Genomic DNA, 22,066 nt, shown 5'->3' with positions numbered 1-22,066 from the left:
AACGCTTTGCGCCTTGTGCACATAAAAAGGGAACCGGTTTCACCACCTTGCGAAAAGAAAGGTGGCAAGACCTGTCCATTTTGATGCTTAATGTCGGGATAGAGCGCTTCAAGCGCCCGCAAGGGGGAATACAATGATGACAGGTTCGACCTCGCTCCGTCTGGTGTTGGCATCCGGCACGGCGCTCGCCGCCTTGTGCGCGCTGCCGGGAGCCGCCTTCGCCCAATCGACCGGCAGCGATCAGACCAGCGCCGCCTCGACGCCGACCGGCGCCGCGACCCCGGTTTCGGACGATCAGGGCGACAAGGCCGGCGGCAGCAAGGAAATCATCATCACGGGCTCGCGCATCAAGCAGGACCCGAACAAGAGCGCGCTGCCGCTCCAGATCATCACCAACCAGGATCTCAGCCGCGAGGGCATCAGCAGCCCCGAACAGTTGATCTCGTTCCTGGCGGACAACGGCAACGGCGCCGACAATCTCGCGTCGAACTCGGACGTCGTCAGCGGCGCCGCCCGCGGCACCAACGGCCTGTCCGCCGCCAATCTGCGCGGCCAGGGCAGCGCATCGACCCTGATCCTGTTGAACGGCCGCCGCGTCGCCGCGCACGGCCTGCAGGGCTCGGCGGTCGACGTGAACCAGATTCCGTTCGCGGCGATCGACCGCATCGAAGTGCTGAAGGACGGCGCCTCGGCGATCTACGGTACCGACGCGATCGGCGGCGTGATCAACTTCATCACCAAGACCAATTTCACCGGGGTCGACGTCCAGGGTTTCAGCGACATCACCCAAGAGGGCGACGCGCCGATCTACCGGCTCTCCGGCACTGTCGGTTTCGGCAAGCTCGACGAGCAGGGCTTCAATGTCATGGCCGCCGTCAGCAAAAGCTGGAACAGCATCCTGCGCGGATCGGATCGCGATTTCGTCAACGGCAACCAGCCCAATCGCGGCCTGTCGATCGACACGCGCGGCACGCCGGTCGCCACCGCGTTCCCGATCAACCCGACCGGGGCGGGCGTGGGCATCACGCAGGGCGGCACCCTTCTCGGCGGCACGAGCGGGGCAACCTCATTGCTCACCAACCCGGGCTTCTTCATCCCCGGGACGACCGTCGCGGCATCGGGCGGCGTCAACCCGCTGCGCCTGCCCGGCGGCGCCGGCTGCGATTCGGTCGACGGCGGGATGAATTACGATTCGGTGCTATGGGCGAACCCGAGTTCGGCGCTCGCCTGTTCCTGGGATACGGGCCGCGCGGCGACGCTCCAGCAGCCGATCCAGACGCTGACCTATTACGGGCGCGCCACGGCGAAGTTCGGCGACAATGAGATCTACCTCGAAGTGACCGGGTCGGACGCGACCTCGCACAAGATTTTCTCGAACAATCAATATAGCTCGAACAACAGCTCGCTGCCGATCGCCTATCCGCTCAACGCGCTGACCGCCCCGACCTATAACTCGGTCTACAACAGCATCGTGTCGGTGCTGCCCGCCGTCGCGGCGAATTACGGCAAGCCGATCACGTTCCGCTGGCGCTGCACCGATTGCGGGCCGCGCGAATATGTCACCAACACCAAGACCTTCCGCGCCGCACTCGGCATCGACGGCTCGATCGCGCCGGGCTGGGATTATCGCGCGGGCGCGTCCTATGCGTCGAGCCGGGCGACGTCGATCCTGGGCAGCGGCTACAGCTATCGCGGCGTCTATGCGAGCGCGGCGTCGGTCGCCTATGCCAAGACCCACGGCGACCCCAATGCCGTGCTGGGCGGCCCCGATCCCCGCGCGCCCACCGCGCCGGGCGCCAGCGCGCCGGGCATCGTCGGGCTGTTCAACAGCGGCATCCTCAATCCGTTCTCGCTGCAGCAGACGCCCGAGGCGCTGGCCGCGCTCGACGCGGTATCGGCCAAGGGAGTCAAACTGTACGGCGGCAAATATGAGGTGCGCCAGTTCGACGCCTCGGTGTCGGGCAGCCTGTTCCGGCTGCCGGGCGGCATGGTGAAGCTGGCGGTGGGCGTCGATTATCGTCGCGAGAGCTACGGCTTCAACGGCTCGTCCGCCGCCGACGTCTCGTCGCCCGACATCTTCAACGTCGCCTTCGACAACGTCAATGCGCTGAGCAAGGTCCACCGCGACGTCAAGGCGGCCTATGGCGAAATCCTGTTCCCGGTGTTCAAGCCGCTGGAAATCTCGGTCGCCGGCCGCGTCGACGATTACACCGGCTTCGGCTCGACCTTCAATCCGAAGTTCACCGCCAAATTCCAGCCGGTCGACTGGTTCATGCTGCGCGGGTCGTACAATACCGGCTTCCGCGTCCCGTCGTTCAACCAGATCTTCAACGGCGTGACGCAATCGCCCAATCCGGGCAACACGCTGGTCGATCCCACGCTCTGCCCGCAGGGGACGACCGCGGGGCCGCAGCCCGCCTGCGCCCCGATCACGCCGGACTCGCTCAGCGGCGGCAATCGCAACCTCGGGCCGGAGACGTCGAAGGAATATAGCTTCGGCGCCGTCCTCCAGCCGACGCGTCGTCTCACCTTCTCGGCCGATTACTGGTCGATCTCGGTCGACAATGTCATCGGCACGATCACGATCCCGCAACTGCTCGCCAACATCAACGCCTTCCCCGATCGCATCGAGCGAACCAACGGGATCATCACCCTGGTCGACTTGCGCACAGGCAATTTCGGGTCGCGCCGCACGCGCGGCATCGACTTCTCGGCGCGCGGCAGCTTCGATGCCTTGGGTGGCGTCATCGCGGCCGGGTTCGACGGGACGCTGTTGCTCGAGAAGAAGGAAAAGCTGCTTCCCAATTTGAAATACACCGACCTGCTCGGCGTGTTCAGCCTGTCCGGCGATCTCGGCCTGAAATGGAAGCACAACGCCTTCATCAGCTATTCGAAGGACGGTTTCGCGCTGACCTTCTCGCAAATCTATCGCGACGGCTATCAAAACCAGGCCTTGCCCGGCAGCGCGACGCGACCGGATTTCAACCCGCGGGTGAAGCCCTACATCATCTACAATGCCTCTGTGTCGCAGCGGTTCACCAACCGCCTGACGCTGACCGCCGGGGTCAAGAACATCTTCAACACCGACCCGCCGTTCGCGATCACCTACGATTCGAACACCGGTTCGGGCAGTTCGTGGGAACCGCGCGTCGCCGATCCGCGCGGCCGCTCCTTCACGATGACGGCCGAAGTGAAATTCTAAACGCGAGAACGCTCGCGCGACGGGGCGTCCGGCAACGGACGCCCTTTTTTTAACCCGTATCGCGCGCTCCGGCGACGAGTCGCGATGCGAAACCGCGCAAATTGCGGACTTTCGCCGACGCACCGCGTGAACCCGGCCGCAATGCCGACACCTCCATTAAGCTGCCTTTCGAGGAAGGGGCGGACATGCCGGCAATGACGACGTCTCGACACCACGCCGGCCGCCTGCCAACGCTCGCACCAGTCGGATTGTTCGTGGCGGTCGCCGCCGCCCTGATCGTCGCGCCCACCCCACCGCCGGCCGCATGGCTGGCTGCCGTGTGCTTCGGCGCGTTCGCGTCGCTGATCCTGCTCTGGCGCTCCGGCGCGCCGGTCGCCGCGCAATCGGGCATTTCGGTACTGATCATCGTCGAACTGCTGCTGCTCGGCTTACGCGGCGATGGGCTCGGCATGCGCAATGTCGAGACCAGGGTGTCGACCGCGATCACCGCTCACGACGACCCGTCCGACCGCGTCGACCAGCCGGCAGACGCCGCCTCCCGCGTCGCCATCGCCGCCAGCGCAGCGGACACCCGGCGCGAAGCCGACGAATTGGCCCGCCGCATTCAGCAGGAATTGCCAGCACATCTCCGCGACAGCGAGATCCAGGGCGATCTGAAAGTCGAGCGTGCGCGCTCCGACACCCGGATCGCATTATCCTGGTCGGTCGGGCCGGCGGGTCGCGCCACCTGGTGCGGATCGACCAGCGTGTTCGCGAGCGATACCCACGCGGGCATCGCTTTGCTGGCGGCCGAAGTGGCGCGAAAGCTGACCCGCCGCGGCGCCGCTCCCGGCTGCGGCGCCTGACCGAAACTGCGCAAATTGCGCGATTGATCTCGATCAACCGCTTCCCATTTCGGCAAGGCGCGGCGGCTAACCCTGGCGCCATGACCTACGCTCATTCCTCGGCCCCGCGGCACGGCCTATTGTGGCGACTCTTGCGCGACCAGCGCGGCGCGGCGCTGGTCGAGATGGCGCTGGTCCTGCCGGTGCTGTTGCTGCTCGTCATGGGAATCATCGTCTTCGGTCAGTGGCTGTCCTATGCCAACGCGCTGCAGCAAGGCGCCAACGAAGGTGCGCGCGCCAGCCTGTCGGGTCTGTCGCAGGACGAACGCGCGTCGACCGCGCGCCAGACGGTCGCCGACACGCTGTCGCATTACGACGGGATAGACGAGAGCAAGGTCACGATCGGCGTCCAGGACGACGGCGCGACGATCAAGGTGACGGTCGATTACGACATGTCGGATCAACCCGTCATGAAGCTGCCGTTCGTACCGATCCCCGACAAGGTGATCTCGCGCAGTTCGGCCGTTCGGCTGAGCGGGTTTTGAAAGGGCTGGAGATGCGGCGCCGCGCCTCGCTCATCGCCTCGACCAGCGGTAACGTCACGGTGCTATTCAGCGGCGGCCTGCTCGCCTTTCTGGCGATAGCCGCACTCGCGGTCGATGCGACCAACCTGTACCTCGCCAAGCGCCATGCCCAGGGCATCGCCGACGCGGCGGCCCTGGCCGCCGCCGGCGATATCGACGAGGCGCCCACCGCCGCCGCCGCCGCGCGAAACGCCAACGGCATGCCCGGGCTGTCCATCCTGAGCGTCGAGCCCGGCCATTATGCCGACGATCCGTCGCTCGCCGCGGGGCAGCGCTTCGTCCCCGGCGCCGACGACGCCAATGCCGCGCGCGTCCGGGTCGGCGCCGACGTTCCGCTCTACTTCGGTCGCATCTTCGGCAAATCGAGCGTCACCGTCGAAGCGCGCGGCACCGCGGCCAGGATCGACCTTGTCGCATTTTCGATCGGCTCGCGCCTGGCCGCGATCGACGGCGGCCTCCCCAACGCCGTGCTGTCGCAACTCGCCGGCACCGACCTCCAGCTGAGCGCGATGGACTATCAGGCGCTCGTTGGCGGCCAGCTCGACATCCTGAAATTCTCCGAAGCGCTGCGCTCGCAGCTCAACGTCCAGGTCGCGACATTCGGCGACCTGCTGAACAGCCAGGCGACGCTGCCGCAGATCGCGCGTGCGATGGCCACCTCGGTCAGCGACGAGCAAGCGGCGTCGGTGCTGCGCGCGGTCGCCGACCGCCTGCCGCAGACCTCGACCAAGCTGTCCTCGCTGATCGATCTCGGGCCGCTGTCGGACCAAAGCGCATCGGATCCGTCGCGGCCGGTCGTCGTCGACGCCTGGTCGATGCTTCGCGCCACGCTGGAGCTCGGCGGCGCGCACCAGTTCAGCACCGATCTCGGCGTGACCGTGCCGGGCCTGTCCTCGGCCAAATTGATGGTGGCGATCGGCGAGCGCCCGGCCCATTCGCCCTGGCTCACCGTCACCGCGGCGCACGACGTGGTGGTCCGCACCGCGCAGACCCGGATCTATCTCGATACCCAGGTCGCGCCGCAACTCGGCCTCGCCTCGCTCAGGGTACCGATCTATGTCGAGATCGCCGCCGCCAGCGCGACGCTCGATAGCGTGTCGTGCGCCGGCGGGGCGCGCAACGCCACGGTCAAGCTCGCGGTCACGCCCTCGGTCGGGGAAGCCGCGATCGCCGACATCGACCCGGCCGCCTTCGCCAATTTCCAGTCGGCGCCGACGCTCAATCGCGTCACCATGCTGCGAACCCCGCTCGCCTCGGTATCGGGATTCGCCGACATCAAGCTGGGCGGGGTCGCGCCGCAGACGGTCGACTTTTCCGCCACCGATATCGCGAACCATAATGCGAAGAGCGTGAGCACGAACGACATCGCGCAGGGCGTCGCCTCATCGCTGATCTCGAAGGTCGATCTCAACGTCAATGCGCTGGGGATCGGGGTCAACCTCGGTGTCCTCACCGGTACCGTCGGCCAGGCCCTGCAGCTGGCCGACGCGCCGCTGGATGCGCTCTACGGACAGGTCGGCGGCGTGTTGGGGGTTCAGTTGGGACAGGCCGACGTTTGGGTGAACGGCGTGCGATGCGGCACGCCGGTCCTGGTTGCGTGAGAATGAGGCGGGGGGAATGGCTAGAAACAATCTGGTATTACGGCGGGCCGATAGCTGGGAGCCGCTGAGCTATCGGCTGGAATTGCCGGCGGAAATCCGTGAGCTGCGATCGTGCCGGCTCGACATATCGTTGCTCGAACTCTCGGTCGCGGGGTGCGGTCTGTGGGCGGGGTTCCGGATTCGCGTCGAGCGGCCGATCACCTTGTTCGTCGACGGCTTCGCGCCGATCAAGGCACGCACCGAATGGAGTTCCAGCGGGTTCGCGGAATTGGTGTTCGACCAGCATCTCCACCTCAGTGTGGTCCAGCACATGGCGCGGCAATCGGCATCGATCGCGGGCAGCCCGGCAGTGCTCGGCATCCCGCGGGCCGCGCACGCCGAGTTCGCGTCGCTGTCGCAGGAATGGAAGAGCCGAACGTGACCGGGGCGGCCCCTCTGTATTCCGCTATTTGCGCGTCACCACCATCACCGCGCCTTCGCTGCCATAGACGCCGCGCAGATCCTTGATCGCGACGACCGCGGGGATCGTGGTCCCGTCGTTGCGCAGGAACTCGGTTTCGAAGCGCTGCGTCCCGCCACGGTTCAGCACGGTCTCGATCATTTCCCTGAGCGCCACGCGCTGGGCGATCGGCACCAGATCGACGACCGGCACGTGGCCGAGACGCTCGCTGGGAAGCTGCAGTAAATCGCTCATCGCCGCGTCGAGCTGCTCGATCCTGCCGCGCACGTTGAACCAGATATAGCCGATGCCGCCATGCGCCAGCATCGCCTCGATCAACGCCTTCTTGGTATCGGCGAGGCGATACGCCCTCACTTCCTCGGTAATATCCCGGGCCAGCATCACCACGCCGTGGTTCGCGCGAAAGGTTTCGACGCGATGCCACGTATCCCCGCCGAGCAGCGCGGGGAGCTCGAACGAACATGGCTCGCCGGTCCGCGCGGTATGATTGTGGTAGCTCTCGAAGGTCGTTTCGCCAAGCCCCGGCAACGCGTCGAACAACAGGCAACCGGGCAACGATCCGTCAGGTTTGCGGGCCATCGCATGCGCCGTGCGGTTGGCCATCACGATCCTGCGCGATTCATCGGTAACGACCAGCATCAGCGGCAACCAGTCGGCCAGATCCTGATTGGAGAATATCGCATCGCGATCCTCGCCCTTCGCGGTAGCGACAAAGGCATGATATCTGGCGATCGGAAGAAGAGCGTGCGTTTCCCGACCATGATGGGTAACGAATACTGTCGCACCGGCCTGGCTCAGGTGTCCAAATCGCCGCGAAAACTCGGAAGCCCTGACAAAAATTTCCTGCACCCCGCACCCCCGCGCGGCTCATGAGAATGACGATTGCGATCCGACTTAAATGTAACTGACCATGTAACAGATTTTATTTTAACGATAACTTGTAGTCGATCGATATTTCATCCGGACTGGATACGATTTAGCCATTGGATATATCGCAAGAAGGCGACCAGGGCGTCCCACGTAATTTTACAGCTGCCGCGTGGTGCGAATCCGTCATGAACTTGCGGCGATCGCGACGTTTCGGATCACCAGATCGCCGCCCGCGCGGCAGGCGCGAGATATAGCGCATCGCCCGCATCGACATCGAACGCTCGGGCCCAGGCGGCCATGTTGCGGACCGTCCAGACGCGCTGCGCGGCGGGCGCATGGGGATTGGTCAACAGCCGCCGCCGAAGGTCGGCCTCGCGATACTTCATCCGCCAGATCTGCGCCCAGCCCAGGAAGAAGCGCTGGTCGCCCGACAGGCCGTCGATGACCGGCGCCGGCTTGCCGCCCAGCGATGCACGATAGGCGTCATAGGCGATCGTCAGTCCGCCGAGATCGGCGATATTCTCGCCCAGCGTCAGCGCGCCGTTGACGTGCATCCCGGGCAAAGGTTCGTAGCGATCGAATTGCGCTGCCAGCACCGCCGTCCGCCGCTCGAACGCGGCGCGGTCGGCCGCCGACCACCAGGTCGCCAATCGCCCGCGTTCGTCATATTTGGCGCCCTGATCGTCGAACTGATGCGTCATCTCATGCGCGATCGACGCACCGATCCCCCCGTAATTGACCGCCGGGTCGACCCGCGCGTCGAAGAACGGCGGCTGCAGGATCGCGGCGGGAAAGGTGATCGCGACCTTGGGATAATTGGCGAAGGCGTCGACCGTCATCGGCGTCGCGCTCCATTCCCAGCGATAGATCGGCCGCCCGACCTTGGCCGCTTCCCAATCGTGGTGAAAGGCATTGGCCCGCACCGCGTTGCCGAACGCGTCGCCGGCGCGCATCGTCAGCCCGGCATAATCGTGCCAGCGGTCGGGATAGCCGATCTGCGCGTGGAAAGCGGCCAACTTGCGATGTGCGCGGCACTTGGTCTCGGGCGTCATCCAGTCGAGCGCGTCGATCCGGCGGCCGAACGCCGTGACCAAATTCGCCACCATCGCTTGCGCGGCGGCGCGGGTCGCGGGCGAGAAATGGCGCGACACGTAAACCTTGCTAACCTCGTCGGGCATGCCCTCGAGCACGAAGGCCACGGCGCGGCGCCAGCGCGGCTCGGGCGTGTCGATGCCGTCGATCGCCTTGCCGTAAAAGGCGAAATCGGCGGCGCGCAGCTCGGCCGGCAGCACTTGGGCGTAGCGATGCAGCGTCCGCACGATCAGCATGTCGCGCAATGTCGCGACCGGCGCGGCGTCGATCAGCCGCAAGGTCGCGGCAACCGCGTCGGGCTGGCGCACGATCGCGCGGGTCGTGCGATAGCCGAGCCCGCGCACCAGCGTAGCGACACTGTAGCCGGTGCGGCCGGCATCGAGCGCGGCAATGGCGGTCGGATTGTAGGTGCGGCGCGCGTCACGGCTGTCCGCCGCCGGCCAATTGGCCGAGGCGATGCCGGTCTCCAGTTTGACGATATTGTCCGCAGCGGCCTCGGGCGTCGCGACGCCGGCGAAACGCAACGTTCGGATCAGATAGTCGCGATAGGCGGCGCGAGCGCCGCGCATCGTGACGGCATCCGATAGATAATAATTGCGATCGGGCATGCCGGGCACGCCTTGCGCAATGGTTAGCGCATAATGGCCGGGATCGCCGTCGTCGGGCTCGACCGCGAAGGCGACCGGCAACTCGACACCCTGTCGCCCAGCCCTCGCGGCGGCGGCGAGATAGTCGTCGGGCGTCGCGATCGCCAGCAACGAGGCCAGCCATGGCGCCACGGGAACACGCCCCGCCCGATCGATCGCGGCCTCGTCGAGAAACGCGCGATAGGCGATCCCGGCGCGGCTGCGGCCGTCGCGCGCCTGTTCTTCCAGGATATCGCGGACCTGGACGCGGCTCTGGTCGTCGAGCTGGCCGATCGTGCCCGTACTCGAACGATCGGCGGGGATCGCGGTACGCGCATCCCAGCCGCCGTTGGCGTAGCGGAAGAAATCGGCACCAGGCGCGACGCTGCGATCCATGCCGCTGGTGTCGAACCCCGATGCCGCCGGCCTGCCGGCTCCCCAGCCCGGGATCGTCATCGCTAGCAGGGCCGCGCCGATCAGCGCACCGGACCATGGGAAGAAGTGCCTCATCCGCCGTCGCCTAGCAGTCTGCGCCGCGGCGCGGAATTGCCGGGATCAATCGAGCAGGTCGGCCAGTCGCGCCGCGAAGCTGTGCGCATCGCCCGGCCAGCGCGCGGAGACGTAATTGCCGTCGCGCACTATCCAGGCCGGCCGCGCATCGGTCGGCGTGTCGCGCGCGAGCCCGCCGGTCTTGCGCCGCGCGTCGGGCGTGCCGGGTGGGACGTCGAGGAAATCCTCCGGCGTCGCGAGCGCGCGCGTCACCTCGGCCTCGACCGACATATGGCCCTCGGGCTCGCCGGGTTGCTCGACATAGGTGCGATAATAATCGCGATCCCAGCGGCGCCCGACATGCGCCAGCGCGCTCGCTGCGCGCTCCTGCGCCCAGGTGAGGGCGGTCGTCCGCCGCCCGTGCAGAACCGATCGGCCGTCGGCGCGGCGGCTGCGCGCGGCGAGCAGCACGCCGTGGCAGATCGCGCCGACCGGCTTGTCCGCGTCGAAGAACGCGACCACCAGTCGCTGCAACACCGCGCTCTCGAGATAGGCCCGCATCCCCCGTGCGCGATGGCCGCCCGGCAGCACCAGGCCGTCGAAATCCTCCGCCGCCACCGCGTCCCACGCCATCGGCGCGCGAAAATGCGGATCGCGCTCGAGTTCGGCATAAGCGCGCCGCCCGTCGCGATTGGCGCGCAGCAGCAGGCCGATCGGGCGCAAGTGACGCAGCACCGGAACGCGGCTCCAGGGATCGAGCCCGATTCCGTCAATCATGATGCGATCGGCCTCTGCCGGCGCGCCGTCAGGCGTGGCGAAGCGCACCTGATGGCCGCGCGCGACCAGCACGCGCCAACTGACCGCCGCTTCGGTCGGATCGAAGTCGCAATGCGGCAGCGGCATGATGACCCTGGCCATGAGCGAGACGGTGCCGCAGCGGGAGCCGGGTGACAATCGGTCATGACCGTGCCCCGAGCGAACCGTCGCGAATCGCGCAGGGAATGTCTTCTCATCCAAATAAATTTCGCTTCGCCGCCGATCCGGCACGGCTCGCCGCTCACTTCACGCGGTTCGTCGCACGAATTGTCGTGAAATAAAGTGACGCCATACGAACGATCGCGATTTTAGTTTGTGAGAATCGCTCGCCCACGGCGAAAACAGCCGAAAATCGGCCACAACAGTAATCGTATCGGATACTGATCGCCGATTCTTGTCCGATTTCTACCTATAGATCGATCTCTATTCACGGAATAGAGCATATAGCCTGGCCTGATTATAGGCGCCCTTCTCACAAGACTAAATATAGCCTCCATCTTATCCAAGTAATTATCCAGACAATTAAGCAAATTGTTGTTGCGAATCCGAAAGCAACGTCGTATCTGAACGCCGTACTCGAGCTAACGGGTTCACCATGCCATTGCCATTCATAATAGTGGACCGCTCCGCGGTCCTCCTCCTTGGTGTATGCGCCGGAACCGCGATAGGTTTCGGCTTTGCCGGTCACGCGGGTTCTGGCGCGTCCACAGTAAAGTTCCCCGTCTGCACCATCCCCGCCAAGACGAACGCCGCGCCACCCGAGGTGGCCGCCGCGCGTTTCTGTGCGTCCGCCCCGCAAAAGCAATTGGTCGCGACCCTGCGCAAGGGCCGTCCGGTCCGCGTCGCGGTGTTCGGCGATTCCTATGGCGACGGGATCTGGTGGGGGTTGCAGCGGCAATTGCCCCACGCCGGGTTCGACGTCGTCAAATACAGCCAGCCGGCGATCGGCTTCGCCGCGTACAAGCGCTTCAACGTCGAGGCGCATACCGCCGACCAATTGGGCGCCGATCCGGTCGACATCGCCATCGTATCGTTCGGCGCCAACGATGCGCAGAACATCATCACCGACGACGGCAAATACGCCGCATTGCTCGGCGACCGCTGGAAGGCGCAGATCGCGACGCGGCTCGACCGCTTCGTCGCGCTGCTCCGGCGGCATCATGCGATGGTCTATTGGGTCGGGCTGCCGCGGATGCGCGAAGCACGAACCGATGCCGATATCGGCGCGGTCAACGCTTTCTACGCCGGCGAGATGGCGCGGCTCGACGTGCCGTTCATCGACACCCGCCCGCTCGCCGCCGACAAGAGCGGCCAATATGCCGCCTATCTGCCCGACGCGAAAACCGGCGCGCCCGTGCTGATGCGCGCGGGCGACGGCATCCATATGTCGATGCCCGGCTATCTGTTGATCACCAAGGGGCTGGCGGCGCGGATCAGCGACTATGTCGACGCGACGCGTGCCGTCGACGCGCCGGCCGCCGCTCCCGAGGTGGCGCGGTGAAGCGCCTGGCCGCCGCGATGCTGCTGACGCTTCCCGCCGCCGCGACCGCCAGCGATTGCGACCGCGCGGGGTGCAATCTCGCGACGCTCAAGCCGGTGTTCGCGCAACTCGAGGCGGCGCGCGCGCGGACGCCCGGCACGCGCCCGGTGCACATCGTCCAGATCGGCGACAGCCATACCGCGGGCGACGTGTTGACCGGGGCATGGCGCGACCTGCTCCAGGCGCGCTACGGCAGTGGCGGGCGCGGCGTGCTCGCGCCGGGGCGGCCGTGGGAGGGCTACATCACGCGCGGCGTGACCGTGTCGATGTCGTCCGGCTGGCGCGTTGCGGCGACCTTCGGCAAGGGATCGGAGAACGCCGCCGTCCCGCTTGGCCTGTCGAGCTATTCGCTGACCTCGCTCCAGCCGGGTGCGACGATCGGCCTCACCACCGACGTGCCGGCGATGGATTTCGATCGTGTCGTGCTGTGCGCGATCGCCGACGCCAATGCCGCGACATTGGACGTGCATGTCGGCCGGATCGATCAGCGCATCACGCTCGACGCGCCCGTGCCGACTCCGCGCTGCACCACGATCCGGAGCGGGGGAGCGCAAGCGTCGGTCACGATCACCGCCGGCGATCGCCCGGCGACGATCACCTCGCTGGCGGTGTTTCGCGACTTGGGCGGGATGGCGCTGTCCAATCTGGGCGTGATCGGCGCGCAACTTCGGCATTTTGCGCGCACCGACGACGCAGTGATCGCCGAGGAATTGCGCGCTTATGCCCCCGACCTGATCGTGCTCGCCTTCGGTACCAACGAAGGCTTCTCGCCGCGCTTCGACCCGCGGGTCTATGAAGCGACGCTGCGCGGCCAGATCGATCGCCTGCGGACGCTCGCGCCCGGCGTCCCGCTGCTGCTGCTCGGCGCACCCGATGCACTGACGCGCAACCAGGCGCTCAGGACCAATGCCGAAGGCACGGTCGTCGGCTGTCCCGATCCCGGCAGCCCGCCGCTGTTCGCCCCGCCCGCGCTGGACGCGGTGCGCGGCATCCAGCGCAAGGTCGCGCGCCAGCTCGGCATCGCTTTCTGGGACTGGCAAGCGGCGATGGGCGGGCCGTGCGCCGCGCGCGGCTGGACCGACGCGGTACCGCCGCTGATGCGCCCCGACCATGTGCATTTCCGCTGGCCCGGCGGGCAGGCGCTCGCCGCCCGCCTCCAGGCCAATCTCGACGCTGCGATGAGCGAGTGACGCGATGCTGTTTCCGACGCTGACCTTCGGCCTGTTCTTCCTGGTCGTGTTCCCCGCGGTCTGGGCCGCGCGGTCGACCGAATGGCGCAAATTGCTGCTGCTCGTCGCCAGCTGGATATTCTACGGCGCCTGGGACTGGCGGTTCGTGCCGCTGCTGATCGGCTCGGCGTTGATCAACTGGGGCGTCGCAGCGCTGATCGCGCGAAGCGAGGTCGAACGGATCCGCAAGGCGCTGCTGATCGGCGGCGTCGCGGCCAATCTGCTGGCGCTCGGCTTCTTCAAATATTTCGACTTCTTCGCCGAACAGGCGGGCAGCCTGTTGACCTTGTTCGGCATCGGCCAGGACGCCCCGCTGATGCAGGTCATCCTGCCGGTCGGCATCTCGTTCTTCACCTTCCAGGGGATCAGCTACGTTGTCGACGTGCATCGCGGTCGCGTGCCCGCGGCACGGCTGCTCGACATATTGCTGTTGATGTCGTTCTTCCCGCATCTCGTCGCCGGGCCGATCGTCCGTGCCGCCGACCTCGTGCCCCAGTTCCAGCAGACCCCGAAGCTCAATCGCGGCATGGTGTCGATGGGGCTGCTGCTGATCGTCTGGGGCTTGTTCAAAAAAGCGGTCATCGCTTCCGAACTCGCGACGCAATTCGTCGACCCGGTATTCGCCGCGCCGTCGGCGCACGGCTCGCTCGACCTGATCCTCGCGGCCTATGGCTATGCGGTCCAGATCTATTGCGACTTCTCGGCCTATTCGGACATGGCGATCGGTATCGCGGCATTGCTCGGCTATCGCTTCCCGCGCAATTTCGACCGGCCGTATCGCTCGGCCTCGTTGCAGGAATTCTGGCGGCGCTGGCATATCAGCCTGTCGCGCTGGCTGCGCGATTACCTCTATATCGAGGCGCTGGGCGGCAGCCGCGGCGGCAAGGCCAGGCTCTATCGCAACCTGATGATCACCATGCTGCTCGGCGGGCTGTGGCATGGCGCCGCCTGGACCTTCGTGATCTGGGGCGGCCTGCACGGCGCGGCGTTGGTGGTCGAGCGCGTCTGGGCGACCTCGCCGCGTACCCGCGAAATCGTCCTGCCGCATTGGGCCAAGGTGGTGCTGACCTTCCATGTCGTGACGCTCGGCTGGATCTTCTTCCGCGCCGCGAGTTTCGGCGATGCTTTGTCCTACCTCGGCGGGATCGTCGCCCCGGCGACCGGCGCGATCACCGTCACGCCGCTGGTCGTGGTGCTGATCGCCTTCGGCCTCGCCATCCACGCATTGCGCTGGGATTCGATGGCGCGGCTCGCCGAGCGGCTGCGGGCGCTCCCCGCGCCGGCGCTCGCCGGGGCGTTCGTCGCGGCGATGCTGGTAGTCGATGCGATGCGCTTCGAAGGGATCGCGCCCTTCATCTACTTCCGCTTCTAAAGGGAAAGCCGGTGTCCGACCTCTACGAATTTCCCGCCGATCTGCCCGACCAGGGCGATAACGGCCGCGCCACGCTCCAATGGACCGGTGGCGTGATCGCCTTGACCACGCTCGGGCTGGCGCTGCTCAACCCGACCGCGATCAGCGGCTGGCTCGACGATCTGCCGCCCGGCCCCGCCACCGTCCGCCTCACCGCGATCGGCGACGGCTGGGCGGAGACCGCCGACCGTATCGGCCTGGCGGCGGGGCACGCCCGGCTTCACGCCGCATGGAAGAGCGCCGAGCGCACCGACTGGCGCGGTCGCCAGCCGGTCGAAATGGCGGCGACCGACGCGGTCGCTAATCCGTAAGGTCGCGCAGGCAGGCGATCAGCGTGCGCCGGGCGAGCACGATCTTGAAGTCGTTATGCCCATGGCCGCGCGCGCCCTCGAGCAGCGCATCGGCCGCCGCCTCGAACGCCTCGGTCCCGGCCGGCCGACCGACCAATGCCGCCTCGGCCTCGGCGCTGCGCCACGGCATCGGCGCGAGCCCGCCGAACGCCAGCCGCGCCGATGTCACCACGCCGTCCTCGACCGCCACCGCCGCCGCGACCGACACGAGCGCGAAGGCATAGGACGCGCGGTCGCGTACCTTGCGATAGAGCTGGCGGCCGGGTGGGGGCGCGGGCAGTTCGATCGCGACGATCAATTCGCCCGGCCGCAGGTCGGTCTCGACCTCGGGCGTGTCGCCGGGCAGCCGATAGAGATCGCCGAGCGCGATCCGCCGTCCCTCACCGCCGGGCAACGCCGTCACCACCATTGCGTCGAGCGCACGCAAGGCCACCGCCATGTCCGACGGATGCGTCGCGATGCATTTGTCCGAAATGCCGAGCACCGCATGGATGCGGTTGAACCCGCCGATCGCCGCGCAGCCGCTGCCGGGGTCGCGCTTGTTGCAGGCCGCCGCGGTCTCGTAGAAATAATAACAGCGCGTTCGCTGCAGCAGATTGCCGCCGGTCGACGCCTTGTTGCGCAATTGTGCCGACGCCCCCGCCAGCAACGCGCGGCTAAGCATCGGATAATGGCCGCGGACCAAAGGATGCGCGGCGAGGTCGCTATTGGGCACCAGGGCGCCGATGCGGATACCGCCGCCTTCCGTTTCCTCGACGCGATCGAGCGCCAGGCGGCTGATGTCGACCAGCTTGGCGGGCGTCTCGACCTGCAATTTCATCAGGTCGATGAGATTGGTCCCGCCGGCGATGTAGCGCCCGCCATCAACGCCCGCCGCCAGCGCCTGTTCGACGCTTGCCGCGCGCGCATAATCGAACGGCTTCATTCCGCCGCCTCCGCGACCAGGCCCTCGCCATCGGCCACCTCGCGGATCGCCGCGACGATGGTCGGATAGGCCGAGCAACGGCAGATGTTGCCGCTCATCCGCTCGCGTATCTCGGCATCGGTCAGCGCGACCTGGTCGAGATCGCCGCTGACATGGCTCGGCCAGCCCTTCGCCACTTCATCGAGCATGCCCGTCGCCGAGCAGATCTGCCCCGGCGTGCAATAGCCGCATTGGAAACCGTCATGGTGCAGGAACGCCGCCTGCAAGGGGCTGAGACGGTCGGGCGTGCCGAGCCCTTCGATCGTCACGACGTCGTCGCCGTCGTGCATCACCGCCAAGGTCAGGCAGGCATTGATCCGCCGCCCCCCGACCAGCACCGTGCAGGCGCCGCATTGGCCATGGTCGCACCCCTTCTTGGCGCCGGTCAGCCCGAGATGTTCGCGCAGCAGGTCGAGCAGGGTCGTGCGGATGTCGGCCTCGACCTCCCGCGCTTCGCCGTTGACGGTGATCCGCATTGCCTTCTCCCGGGAGTCGCCGCGCGGTGTGGAACAAGCACCGAAACGGCACATTTCTGCGACAATTGGAATGTAGTGGCGTCCACTGCTCCCGACCAGTAGCGGAATAGAAATGCGTCGTTCGTTCAGCCTTGCCCTGTTGCTTGCCGGCAGCGCCCCGGTCGCACTCCATGCCCAAACTGCCCCTGCTCCCCCTCCCCACCCTGCGCCGGCCCCGACGCCGACGCCCGCCGCGGCGCCGCAATCGGACGACGATGGCTCCGACGAAGGCGACATCGTCGTCACCGGCTCGCGCGCGTTGCCCGGCGCGGTGGTCGGCGACATCCCGCCCGAACAATCGCTCGGCCCGGCCGACGTCCGTTCCTATGGCGTCAACAGCGTCAGCGACCTGCTGAACGAGCTCGCGCCGCAGATCCGCAGCGACCGCGGCTCGGGCGGCGCGCCGGTGGTGCTGCTCAACGGCCGCCGCATCTCGAGCTTCGCCGAGATTCGCGACCTGCCGACCGAGGCGATCGCGCGCGTCGACATCCTGCCCGAGGAAGTCGCGCTCAAATACGGCTATTCGGCCGACCAGAAGGTCGTCAACATCGTCCTGCGCCCACGTTTCAAGGCGATCACCAGCGAGCTCGGCGACCAGGTCGCGACGGAGGGCGGGCGCAACACGCCGTCGGGCACGCTCGACGTCGTCACCATCCGCCGCGACAATCGCTTGAGCCTGCATGTCGGCTACAGCCAGAGTTCGCCGCTCTATGAGAACGAGCGCGATATCCTGCCGCTGGCGAGCACGCCGACGCCGCCCGGCACCGTCGATCTCAACCATGACTTCGACCAGCGCCCCTACCGCACCTTGCTCTCGTCGAGCCGCAATTTGCAGACCAACCTGGTCTATGCGCACCCGCTGGGCCGGGTGAACGCGACGATCAACGGCTCGTTCCAATATACCGATTCGACCGGCGCGCAGGGTTTGCCGACGTTCGATCTCACGTTGCCGGCGAGCAATCCGTTCTCGACCGCGCCCGGCACGACCGAGATCGACCGGGTCGCGACGGGCTTCGATCCGCTCAGGCAGCGCAATTCGGCGCTGACCTATCACCTCGGTACCGGCTTCAACGGCCAGTTCGGGACGCAATGGCGCTGGTCGCTGACCGCCAATTACGATCGCATCGACAGCGAGAATTTCGGCGAGACCGGCTTCATCGTCCACGATCTGAATGCCCGGCTCGCCGCCGGCGACCCCAGCTTCAATCCGTTCGGCCCGATCGACCCGCTCGATTATCCCATCGCGCCGGCCAATCGCGGCCAGTCGACCTCGAACAGCGGCACGGTCGACGCGCTGGTCAACGGCAAATTGATCAAGCTGCCCGCCGGCGAGATCTCGACCGCGATCCGCGTCGGCGGCTCGCTGTCCAGCCTCGACAGTCAGTCGTACCGGTTCGATACGCAAAGCGCGCTGGCGACCTCAACCGCCGGGTCGACCCGGCGCAACGAAGCATCGGGCCAAATCAACATCGACGTGCCGATCGCCAGTTCGTCGAAGAAGGTCCTCGCCTTCCTCGGCGACCTCTCGATCAACGGCAATCTCGCGGTCCATCAATTGTCGGACTTCGGCACGCTGACGACGCGCGGCTATGGCGCCAATTGGCAGCCGATCCATGGCGTGCGCCTGATCACGTCGGTCACCGACCAAGACGACGCCCCGTCCGCCGCGCAACTGGCCAACCCGGTCGTGGTCACGCCGAATGTGCGCGTGTTCGATTACGTGAAGGGCGAGACGGTCAACGTCACCAGCACGACCGGTGGCAATCCGTTCCTCAGGGCGGACAGCAAGCATACGTTCAAGCTCGGGCTGACGCTGAAACCGTGGGACAAGACCGACTTCACACTGACCGCCAATTATATCGAATCGCATGTGCGCAACGCGATCGCCGGCTTCCCGGCGGCGACGGCGGCGGTCGAGGCAGCCTTCCCTGGCCGCTTCACGCGCGACGCCGACGGCGACCTGACCTCGATCGATACGCGATCGGTCAATTTCGCGCGCACCGACCGGTCGGAGCTGCGCTGGGGCTTCAACATCTCCAAGCCGATCAAGTCCAAGCTGCAGAAAGAGGTCGAGGCGTTCCGCGCCGGTACCGGCCCCAATCCGTTCCAGGGCCTGCGCCTGCCGGGCGGCCGCCGCTTCGGCGAGCGGCCGCAAGGTGGTGGCGGGCAGTCCCAGGGCAATGGGGCCAATCCCAATACGACGGGCACGCCGCCGCAGGACGGCAGCAATCCCAATGCGACCGGCACGCCACCGCCGCAGAACGGCGCGACCGGCGGTGAGCGCCCGGGCGGCGGACGCTTCGGCGGGGGCGGTTTCGGCGGCGGGGGCCGTGGCTTCCGCGGCGGTGGCGGCGGGCGCGGCGCGTTCGGCGGCGGCGGTGGGCGGCTGCAATTCGCTTTCTACCACACCTGGCATTTCACCGACCGAGTCGAGATTTCGCCGACGCTGCCGACCATCGACCTGCTCAACGGTGGCGCGATCGGCTCGGGCGGGCAATCGCGTCACGAGTTCGAGATGCAGGCGGGCTATTCCAACAACGGCATCGGCGTGCGGCTGTCGGGCGACTGGCAGAGCGGCACGCGCGTGCTGGGCGGCACGCCGGGAACGCCGAACACGCTCGATTTCTCGAGCCTGGGCACGCTCAACGTGCGGCTGTTCGCCGACCTGAGCCAGCAACTCAAGTTCATCAAGAAGAACCCCTGGGCGACGGGCATGCGGGTGACGTTGGGGGTCAGCAACCTGCTCGACAGCCGCCAGCGCGTCCGCGACGCCAACGGCCAGACGCCGATCAGCTACCAGCCCGATTATCTCGACCCGATGGGACGGACGATCAAGCTGAGCATCAGGAAGGTGTTCTTTTAAGGCGGAGCGTCCCCCGGAATAGCGACGCTATTCCGGGAGAGAGGCCGGCCCGGCCGGCGGCGCCACAAGGCGCCGACCGACGACGCGGCTTCGCGCGTCGCCAAGCCTTTACAACCCCACCCGCTTCTCCAGCCACCGCGCCGCCGCGTCGGGACTGACCTTCCCGTCATCGCGAGTGACCATGTAAGTCGCCTGCCGCATCGCCTCGACCGATACTTTGCCGATCAGCGGCTTGAGCACGGCGATCATCCGCGCATCCCCGGCGTGGCGCGGCGCGATCGTCAGGATCGCGTCGTAATTGGGGATCGCTCCCCTGGGATCGCTCAGCACGGTCAGCCGGTCCGCCGCGATCCTCCCGTCGGACGAAAAAGCCGAGATAACGTCCGCCTGCCCGCTTTCGAGCGCTCGGTACATGAAGGTCGGGTTGTAGGCGTTGGCCGAGCCGAAGCGGATCGGATAGGCGGCGCGCACCGCCTTCCACTCGGGCCGCTCGAGAAATTCGAGATCGGCGCCGAAGTCCAGCTCGGGCGCCTTCGCCACCAGATCGTCGAGGCTGGCGATCCCCAGTTGCTTCGCCCGATCGCTGCGCATCGCGAAGGCATAAGCGTTCTCAAACCCCAGCCGCCCGAGCAGGTTCAGGCCCTGCCGGCCTTGCCACGCCCGGATCGCCGCCAGCATCGCGTCGCGCGACGGCATGTCGGTCCGCTTCATCTCGTTGGTCCAGATCGTGCCGGTATAGTCGACCGCGACGTCGACATCGCTCGACGTCAGCGCGGCGAACATCACCCCCGACCCCAGCCCTTCCTTGTAGCGCACGCGATACCCGGCCGCCTCGAGCCGATGCCCGATCACGCGCGCCAGGATATATTGCTCGGAAAAGCCCTTGGCGCCGATCGTGATCGTCGCCTGGCGCGCCGGCAGGACTGGAAGCAGCGCAACGACGACGCCCAAGGCGAGCATCCCGAGCGCGATCCACGCGCCGACCCGCCGGCGTCGCGCGATACCGCGCTCGATCACCCCGAGCAAGGCGTCCACCGCGAGCGCCAGCCCCGCGGCGGCGGTGCAGCCAGCCAGCACCAATGCCCAATTCTGCGTCTGCAGTCCGGCGAAGATCATGTCGCCCAGGCTCGGCTGGCCGACCGTGGTCGACAGCGTCGCCGCGCCGATCGTCCACACCGCCGCGGTGCGGATGCCGGCCATCAGCACCGGGGCGACCAGCGGAGCCTCGACCAGGCGCAGCTTCTGCCAGGCGGTCATGCCGACGCCGTCGGCTGCCTCGATCACCGCCGGATCGATCCCGGCGAGCCCGGTCACCCCGTTCCGCAGGATCGGCAGCAGAGCATAGAGCGTCAGCGCGAGCAGCGAGGGCAGGAAACCGAGTGCGGGAATGCCACCGCCGACCAGCGCCGAGAGCGACAGCAGGATCGGGTAGAAGAGCGCGAGCAGCGCCAGGCTGGGGATGGTCTGCACGAGGCTGGCGAACCCAAGTGCGATACGGCCGACGAGAGGCACGCGCGCGGACCACACCGCCAGCGGCAGGCTGAGCAGGATGCCGAGCACCAGGGCGCTCATCGCCAGCAACAGATGCTGGGCGAGCAAGTCCGGCACGCGAGCGAGCGCGTCGAGGAAGTCGGTCACTTAAAAAATCCTCCCCGGAACGGGGAGGGGGACCGCGCGGCGCAGCCGCGTGGTGGAGGGGGCCTTCCGCTTACTCGCCTCCTGGCTCGTTGCTCGTTGGTCGCGGGCCCCCTCCACCAAGCCGCTGCGCGCCTTGGTCTCCCTCCCCGTTCCGGGGAGGAATTGGGAATTCCCCTCATTCCCCCATCTCCAGCGCACCGAGCCGTTTCATCTGCTCGCGCGGCACCGCGACCAATGCTTGCGCGATCGCGCCGCCCTCACCCGCCAGCAACGCGCGCGGCGCCGCGTCGGCGACGATCCGGCCCTTGTCCATCACCAGCACGCGGTCGGCGAGCAGCAACGCCTCGGCCATGTCGTGGGTGACCATGATGGTGGTAAGTCCGAGCCGGTCGTGGAGCGCGCGGATCGCACCGCCCAATTGGTCGCGGGTCACCGGGTCGAGCGCGCCGAACGGCTCGTCCATCAGCAGCAGCCGCGGCTCGGTCGCGAGCGCACGTGCAACGCCGACCCGTTGCCGCTGGCCGCCCGACAAGGCGTCGGGCATCCGGCGCGCGACGTCGGCCGGCAAGTCGACCAGGTCGAGCAACTCGGCCACCCGCTCACCCGGCCGCTTCTCGCCTTCGAGCCGCAAGCCGATCGCGACATTCTCGGCAACGGAGAGATGCGGGAACAGCCCGATGTTCTGGAACACATAGCCGATCCGCCGCCGCAGCCGGAACGGGTCCTCCGCGTCGACCGCCTGCCCGTCGATCGCGATGCTGCCGCTGCTCGGCGCGATCAGCCGGTTGATTGTCTTGAGCAGCGTCGACTTGCCCGACCCCGAGCTGCCGACCAGAGCGACGAAGCTGCCCCCGGCGATCTCGACCGTTACGTCGTCGACCGCCACCGTCCCGCCGGAATAGGTTTTGGTCACGCCCAACAGGGCGACGGAGGGGCCTTGCGCGCTCACCGCGCCGTTGTGCTGAACCATCGGCGCGGGGTCAAACGCTCGA

The 22,066-nt window shown here is 67.1% G+C and carries 17 protein-coding genes; 10 read left to right on the top strand and 7 right to left on the bottom strand.

The window, feature by feature from the left end:
- The first annotated feature begins 133 nt into the window (after window positions 1-133).
- The 5 genes from ACTHJR_RS07820 (at window position 134) to ACTHJR_RS07800 (ending at window position 6,632) form a co-directional block, all read left to right on the top strand.
- Window positions 134-3,202: a TonB-dependent receptor domain-containing protein gene (locus tag ACTHJR_RS07820; protein WP_440522564.1), complete on the top strand. Its 3,069-nt coding sequence runs from the start codon at window positions 134-136 to the stop codon at window positions 3,200-3,202.
- Window positions 3,203-3,387: 185 nt separating this feature from the next.
- A complete protein-coding gene (locus ACTHJR_RS07815; protein WP_440522563.1) occupies window positions 3,388-4,047 on the top strand; it encodes a hypothetical protein in 660 nt (219 codons plus the stop codon).
- A 131-nt stretch (window positions 4,048-4,178) separates the two neighbouring features.
- Window positions 4,179-4,571, top strand: a complete 393-nt coding sequence (locus tag ACTHJR_RS07810) for a TadE/TadG family type IV pilus assembly protein (protein ID WP_440522562.1) — start codon at window positions 4,179-4,181, stop codon at window positions 4,569-4,571.
- Between the two features lie 11 nt (window positions 4,572-4,582).
- On the top strand, window positions 4,583-6,211 hold the full coding sequence (locus ACTHJR_RS07805) for a TadG family pilus assembly protein (RefSeq protein WP_440522561.1): 1,629 nt from the start codon (window positions 4,583-4,585) through the stop codon (window positions 6,209-6,211).
- A 16-nt stretch (window positions 6,212-6,227) separates the two neighbouring features.
- Window positions 6,228-6,632, top strand: a complete 405-nt coding sequence (locus tag ACTHJR_RS07800) for a hypothetical protein (RefSeq protein WP_440522560.1) — start codon at window positions 6,228-6,230, stop codon at window positions 6,630-6,632.
- A 24-nt stretch (window positions 6,633-6,656) separates the two neighbouring features.
- Here the strand turns inward: ACTHJR_RS07800 and ACTHJR_RS07795 are convergent, their stop codons facing one another.
- The 3 genes from ACTHJR_RS07795 to ACTHJR_RS07785 form a co-directional block, all read right to left on the bottom strand.
- The gene (locus ACTHJR_RS07795) at window positions 6,657-7,310 is read right to left on the bottom strand and encodes a PAS domain-containing protein (protein WP_440522559.1); all 654 of its coding nucleotides are present in this window, start codon (window positions 7,308-7,310) and stop codon (window positions 6,657-6,659) included.
- 446 nt (window positions 7,311-7,756) lie between these two features.
- Entirely contained in the window at window positions 7,757-9,769 is a 2,013-nt protein-coding gene (locus ACTHJR_RS07790; protein WP_440522558.1) for a M13 family metallopeptidase, read from the bottom strand.
- Window positions 9,770-9,814: 45 nt separating this feature from the next.
- The gene (locus ACTHJR_RS07785; protein ID WP_440522557.1) at window positions 9,815-10,666 is read right to left on the bottom strand and encodes a type 1 glutamine amidotransferase domain-containing protein; all 852 of its coding nucleotides are present in this window, start codon (window positions 10,664-10,666) and stop codon (window positions 9,815-9,817) included.
- 661 nt (window positions 10,667-11,327) lie between these two features.
- On the opposite strand from ACTHJR_RS07785, the gene ACTHJR_RS07780 reads away from it, so the two are divergent.
- From ACTHJR_RS07780 to ACTHJR_RS07765, 4 genes are read left to right on the top strand one after another with little or no spacing between them, the layout of a single operon-like run.
- Complete coding sequence (locus tag ACTHJR_RS07780) at window positions 11,328-12,065, top strand: SGNH/GDSL hydrolase family protein (protein WP_440522556.1); 738 nt, start codon at window positions 11,328-11,330, stop codon at window positions 12,063-12,065.
- Window positions 12,062-13,294, top strand: coding sequence for a GDSL-type esterase/lipase family protein (locus ACTHJR_RS07775; protein ID WP_440522555.1), 1,233 nt, complete (start codon window positions 12,062-12,064; stop codon window positions 13,292-13,294). Before ACTHJR_RS07780 ends, ACTHJR_RS07775 begins: the two co-directional genes overlap by 4 nt.
- 4 nt (window positions 13,295-13,298) lie before the next feature.
- A complete protein-coding gene (locus ACTHJR_RS07770; RefSeq protein WP_440522554.1) occupies window positions 13,299-14,705 on the top strand; it encodes an MBOAT family O-acyltransferase in 1,407 nt (468 codons plus the stop codon).
- A gap of 11 nt (window positions 14,706-14,716) precedes the next feature.
- Window positions 14,717-15,055 (top strand): hypothetical protein, encoded by a 339-nt coding sequence (locus ACTHJR_RS07765; protein ID WP_440522553.1) that lies wholly within the window; start codon window positions 14,717-14,719, stop codon window positions 15,053-15,055.
- On the opposite strand, the gene ACTHJR_RS07760 is transcribed toward ACTHJR_RS07765, so the two are convergent.
- Window positions 15,045-16,019, bottom strand: a complete 975-nt coding sequence (locus tag ACTHJR_RS07760) for an FAD binding domain-containing protein (RefSeq protein WP_440522552.1) — start codon at window positions 16,017-16,019, stop codon at window positions 15,045-15,047. The two genes, ACTHJR_RS07765 and ACTHJR_RS07760, sit on opposite strands and share 11 nt — an antisense overlap.
- Window positions 16,016-16,534 (bottom strand): 2Fe-2S iron-sulfur cluster-binding protein, encoded by a 519-nt coding sequence (locus tag ACTHJR_RS07755; RefSeq protein ID WP_440522551.1) that lies wholly within the window; start codon window positions 16,532-16,534, stop codon window positions 16,016-16,018. Before ACTHJR_RS07755 ends, ACTHJR_RS07760 begins: the two co-directional genes overlap by 4 nt.
- Before the next feature lie 112 nt (window positions 16,535-16,646).
- Here ACTHJR_RS07755 and ACTHJR_RS07750 point away from each other — a divergent pair, with 112 nt between their 5' ends.
- Complete coding sequence (locus ACTHJR_RS07750) at window positions 16,647-19,436, top strand: TonB-dependent receptor (RefSeq protein WP_440522550.1); 2,790 nt, start codon at window positions 16,647-16,649, stop codon at window positions 19,434-19,436.
- A gap of 108 nt (window positions 19,437-19,544) precedes the next feature.
- On the opposite strand, the gene ACTHJR_RS07745 is transcribed toward ACTHJR_RS07750, so the two are convergent.
- Entirely contained in the window at window positions 19,545-21,074 is a 1,530-nt protein-coding gene (locus ACTHJR_RS07745; RefSeq protein ID WP_440522549.1) for an ABC transporter permease/substrate-binding protein, read from the bottom strand.
- Window positions 21,075-21,249: 175 nt separating this feature from the next.
- A complete protein-coding gene (locus tag ACTHJR_RS07740) occupies window positions 21,250-22,044 on the bottom strand; it encodes an ATP-binding cassette domain-containing protein (protein WP_440522548.1) in 795 nt (264 codons plus the stop codon).
- Window positions 22,045-22,066 lie beyond the last annotated feature (22 nt).

Source organism: Sphingomonas sp. (assembly GCF_051962185.1).
Taxonomy (GTDB): Bacteria; Pseudomonadota; Alphaproteobacteria; order Sphingomonadales; family Sphingomonadaceae; genus Sphingomonas.
Note: the sequence above shows the minus strand (reverse complement) of the source record. Positions and strands in the feature narration are given on the sequence as shown.

Coding starts and splice junctions, on each gene's coding strand:
- ACTHJR_RS07820 (WP_440522564.1), top strand. CDS start 134: ATGATGACAGGTTCGACCTCGCTCCGTCTGGTGTTGGCATCCGGCACG.
- ACTHJR_RS07815 (WP_440522563.1), top strand. CDS start 3,388: ATGCCGGCAATGACGACGTCTCGACACCACGCCGGCCGCCTGCCAACG.
- ACTHJR_RS07805 (WP_440522561.1), top strand. CDS start 4,583: ATGCGGCGCCGCGCCTCGCTCATCGCCTCGACCAGCGGTAACGTCACG.
- ACTHJR_RS07800 (WP_440522560.1), top strand. CDS start 6,228: ATGGCTAGAAACAATCTGGTATTACGGCGGGCCGATAGCTGGGAGCCG.
- ACTHJR_RS07795 (WP_440522559.1), bottom strand. CDS start 7,310: ATGCTGGTCGTTACCGATGAATCGCGCAGGATCGTGATGGCCAACCGC.
- ACTHJR_RS07790 (WP_440522558.1), bottom strand. CDS start 9,769: ATGAGGCACTTCTTCCCATGGTCCGGTGCGCTGATCGGCGCGGCCCTG.
- ACTHJR_RS07785 (WP_440522557.1), bottom strand. CDS start 10,666: ATGGCCAGGGTCATCATGCCGCTGCCGCATTGCGACTTCGATCCGACC.
- ACTHJR_RS07770 (WP_440522554.1), top strand. CDS start 13,299: ATGCTGTTTCCGACGCTGACCTTCGGCCTGTTCTTCCTGGTCGTGTTC.
- ACTHJR_RS07760 (WP_440522552.1), bottom strand. CDS start 16,019: ATGAAGCCGTTCGATTATGCGCGCGCGGCAAGCGTCGAACAGGCGCTG.
- ACTHJR_RS07755 (WP_440522551.1), bottom strand. CDS start 16,534: ATGCGGATCACCGTCAACGGCGAAGCGCGGGAGGTCGAGGCCGACATC.
- ACTHJR_RS07750 (WP_440522550.1), top strand. CDS start 16,647: ATGCGTCGTTCGTTCAGCCTTGCCCTGTTGCTTGCCGGCAGCGCCCCG.
- ACTHJR_RS07740 (WP_440522548.1), bottom strand. CDS start 22,044: ATGGTTCAGCACAACGGCGCGGTGAGCGCGCAAGGCCCCTCCGTCGCC.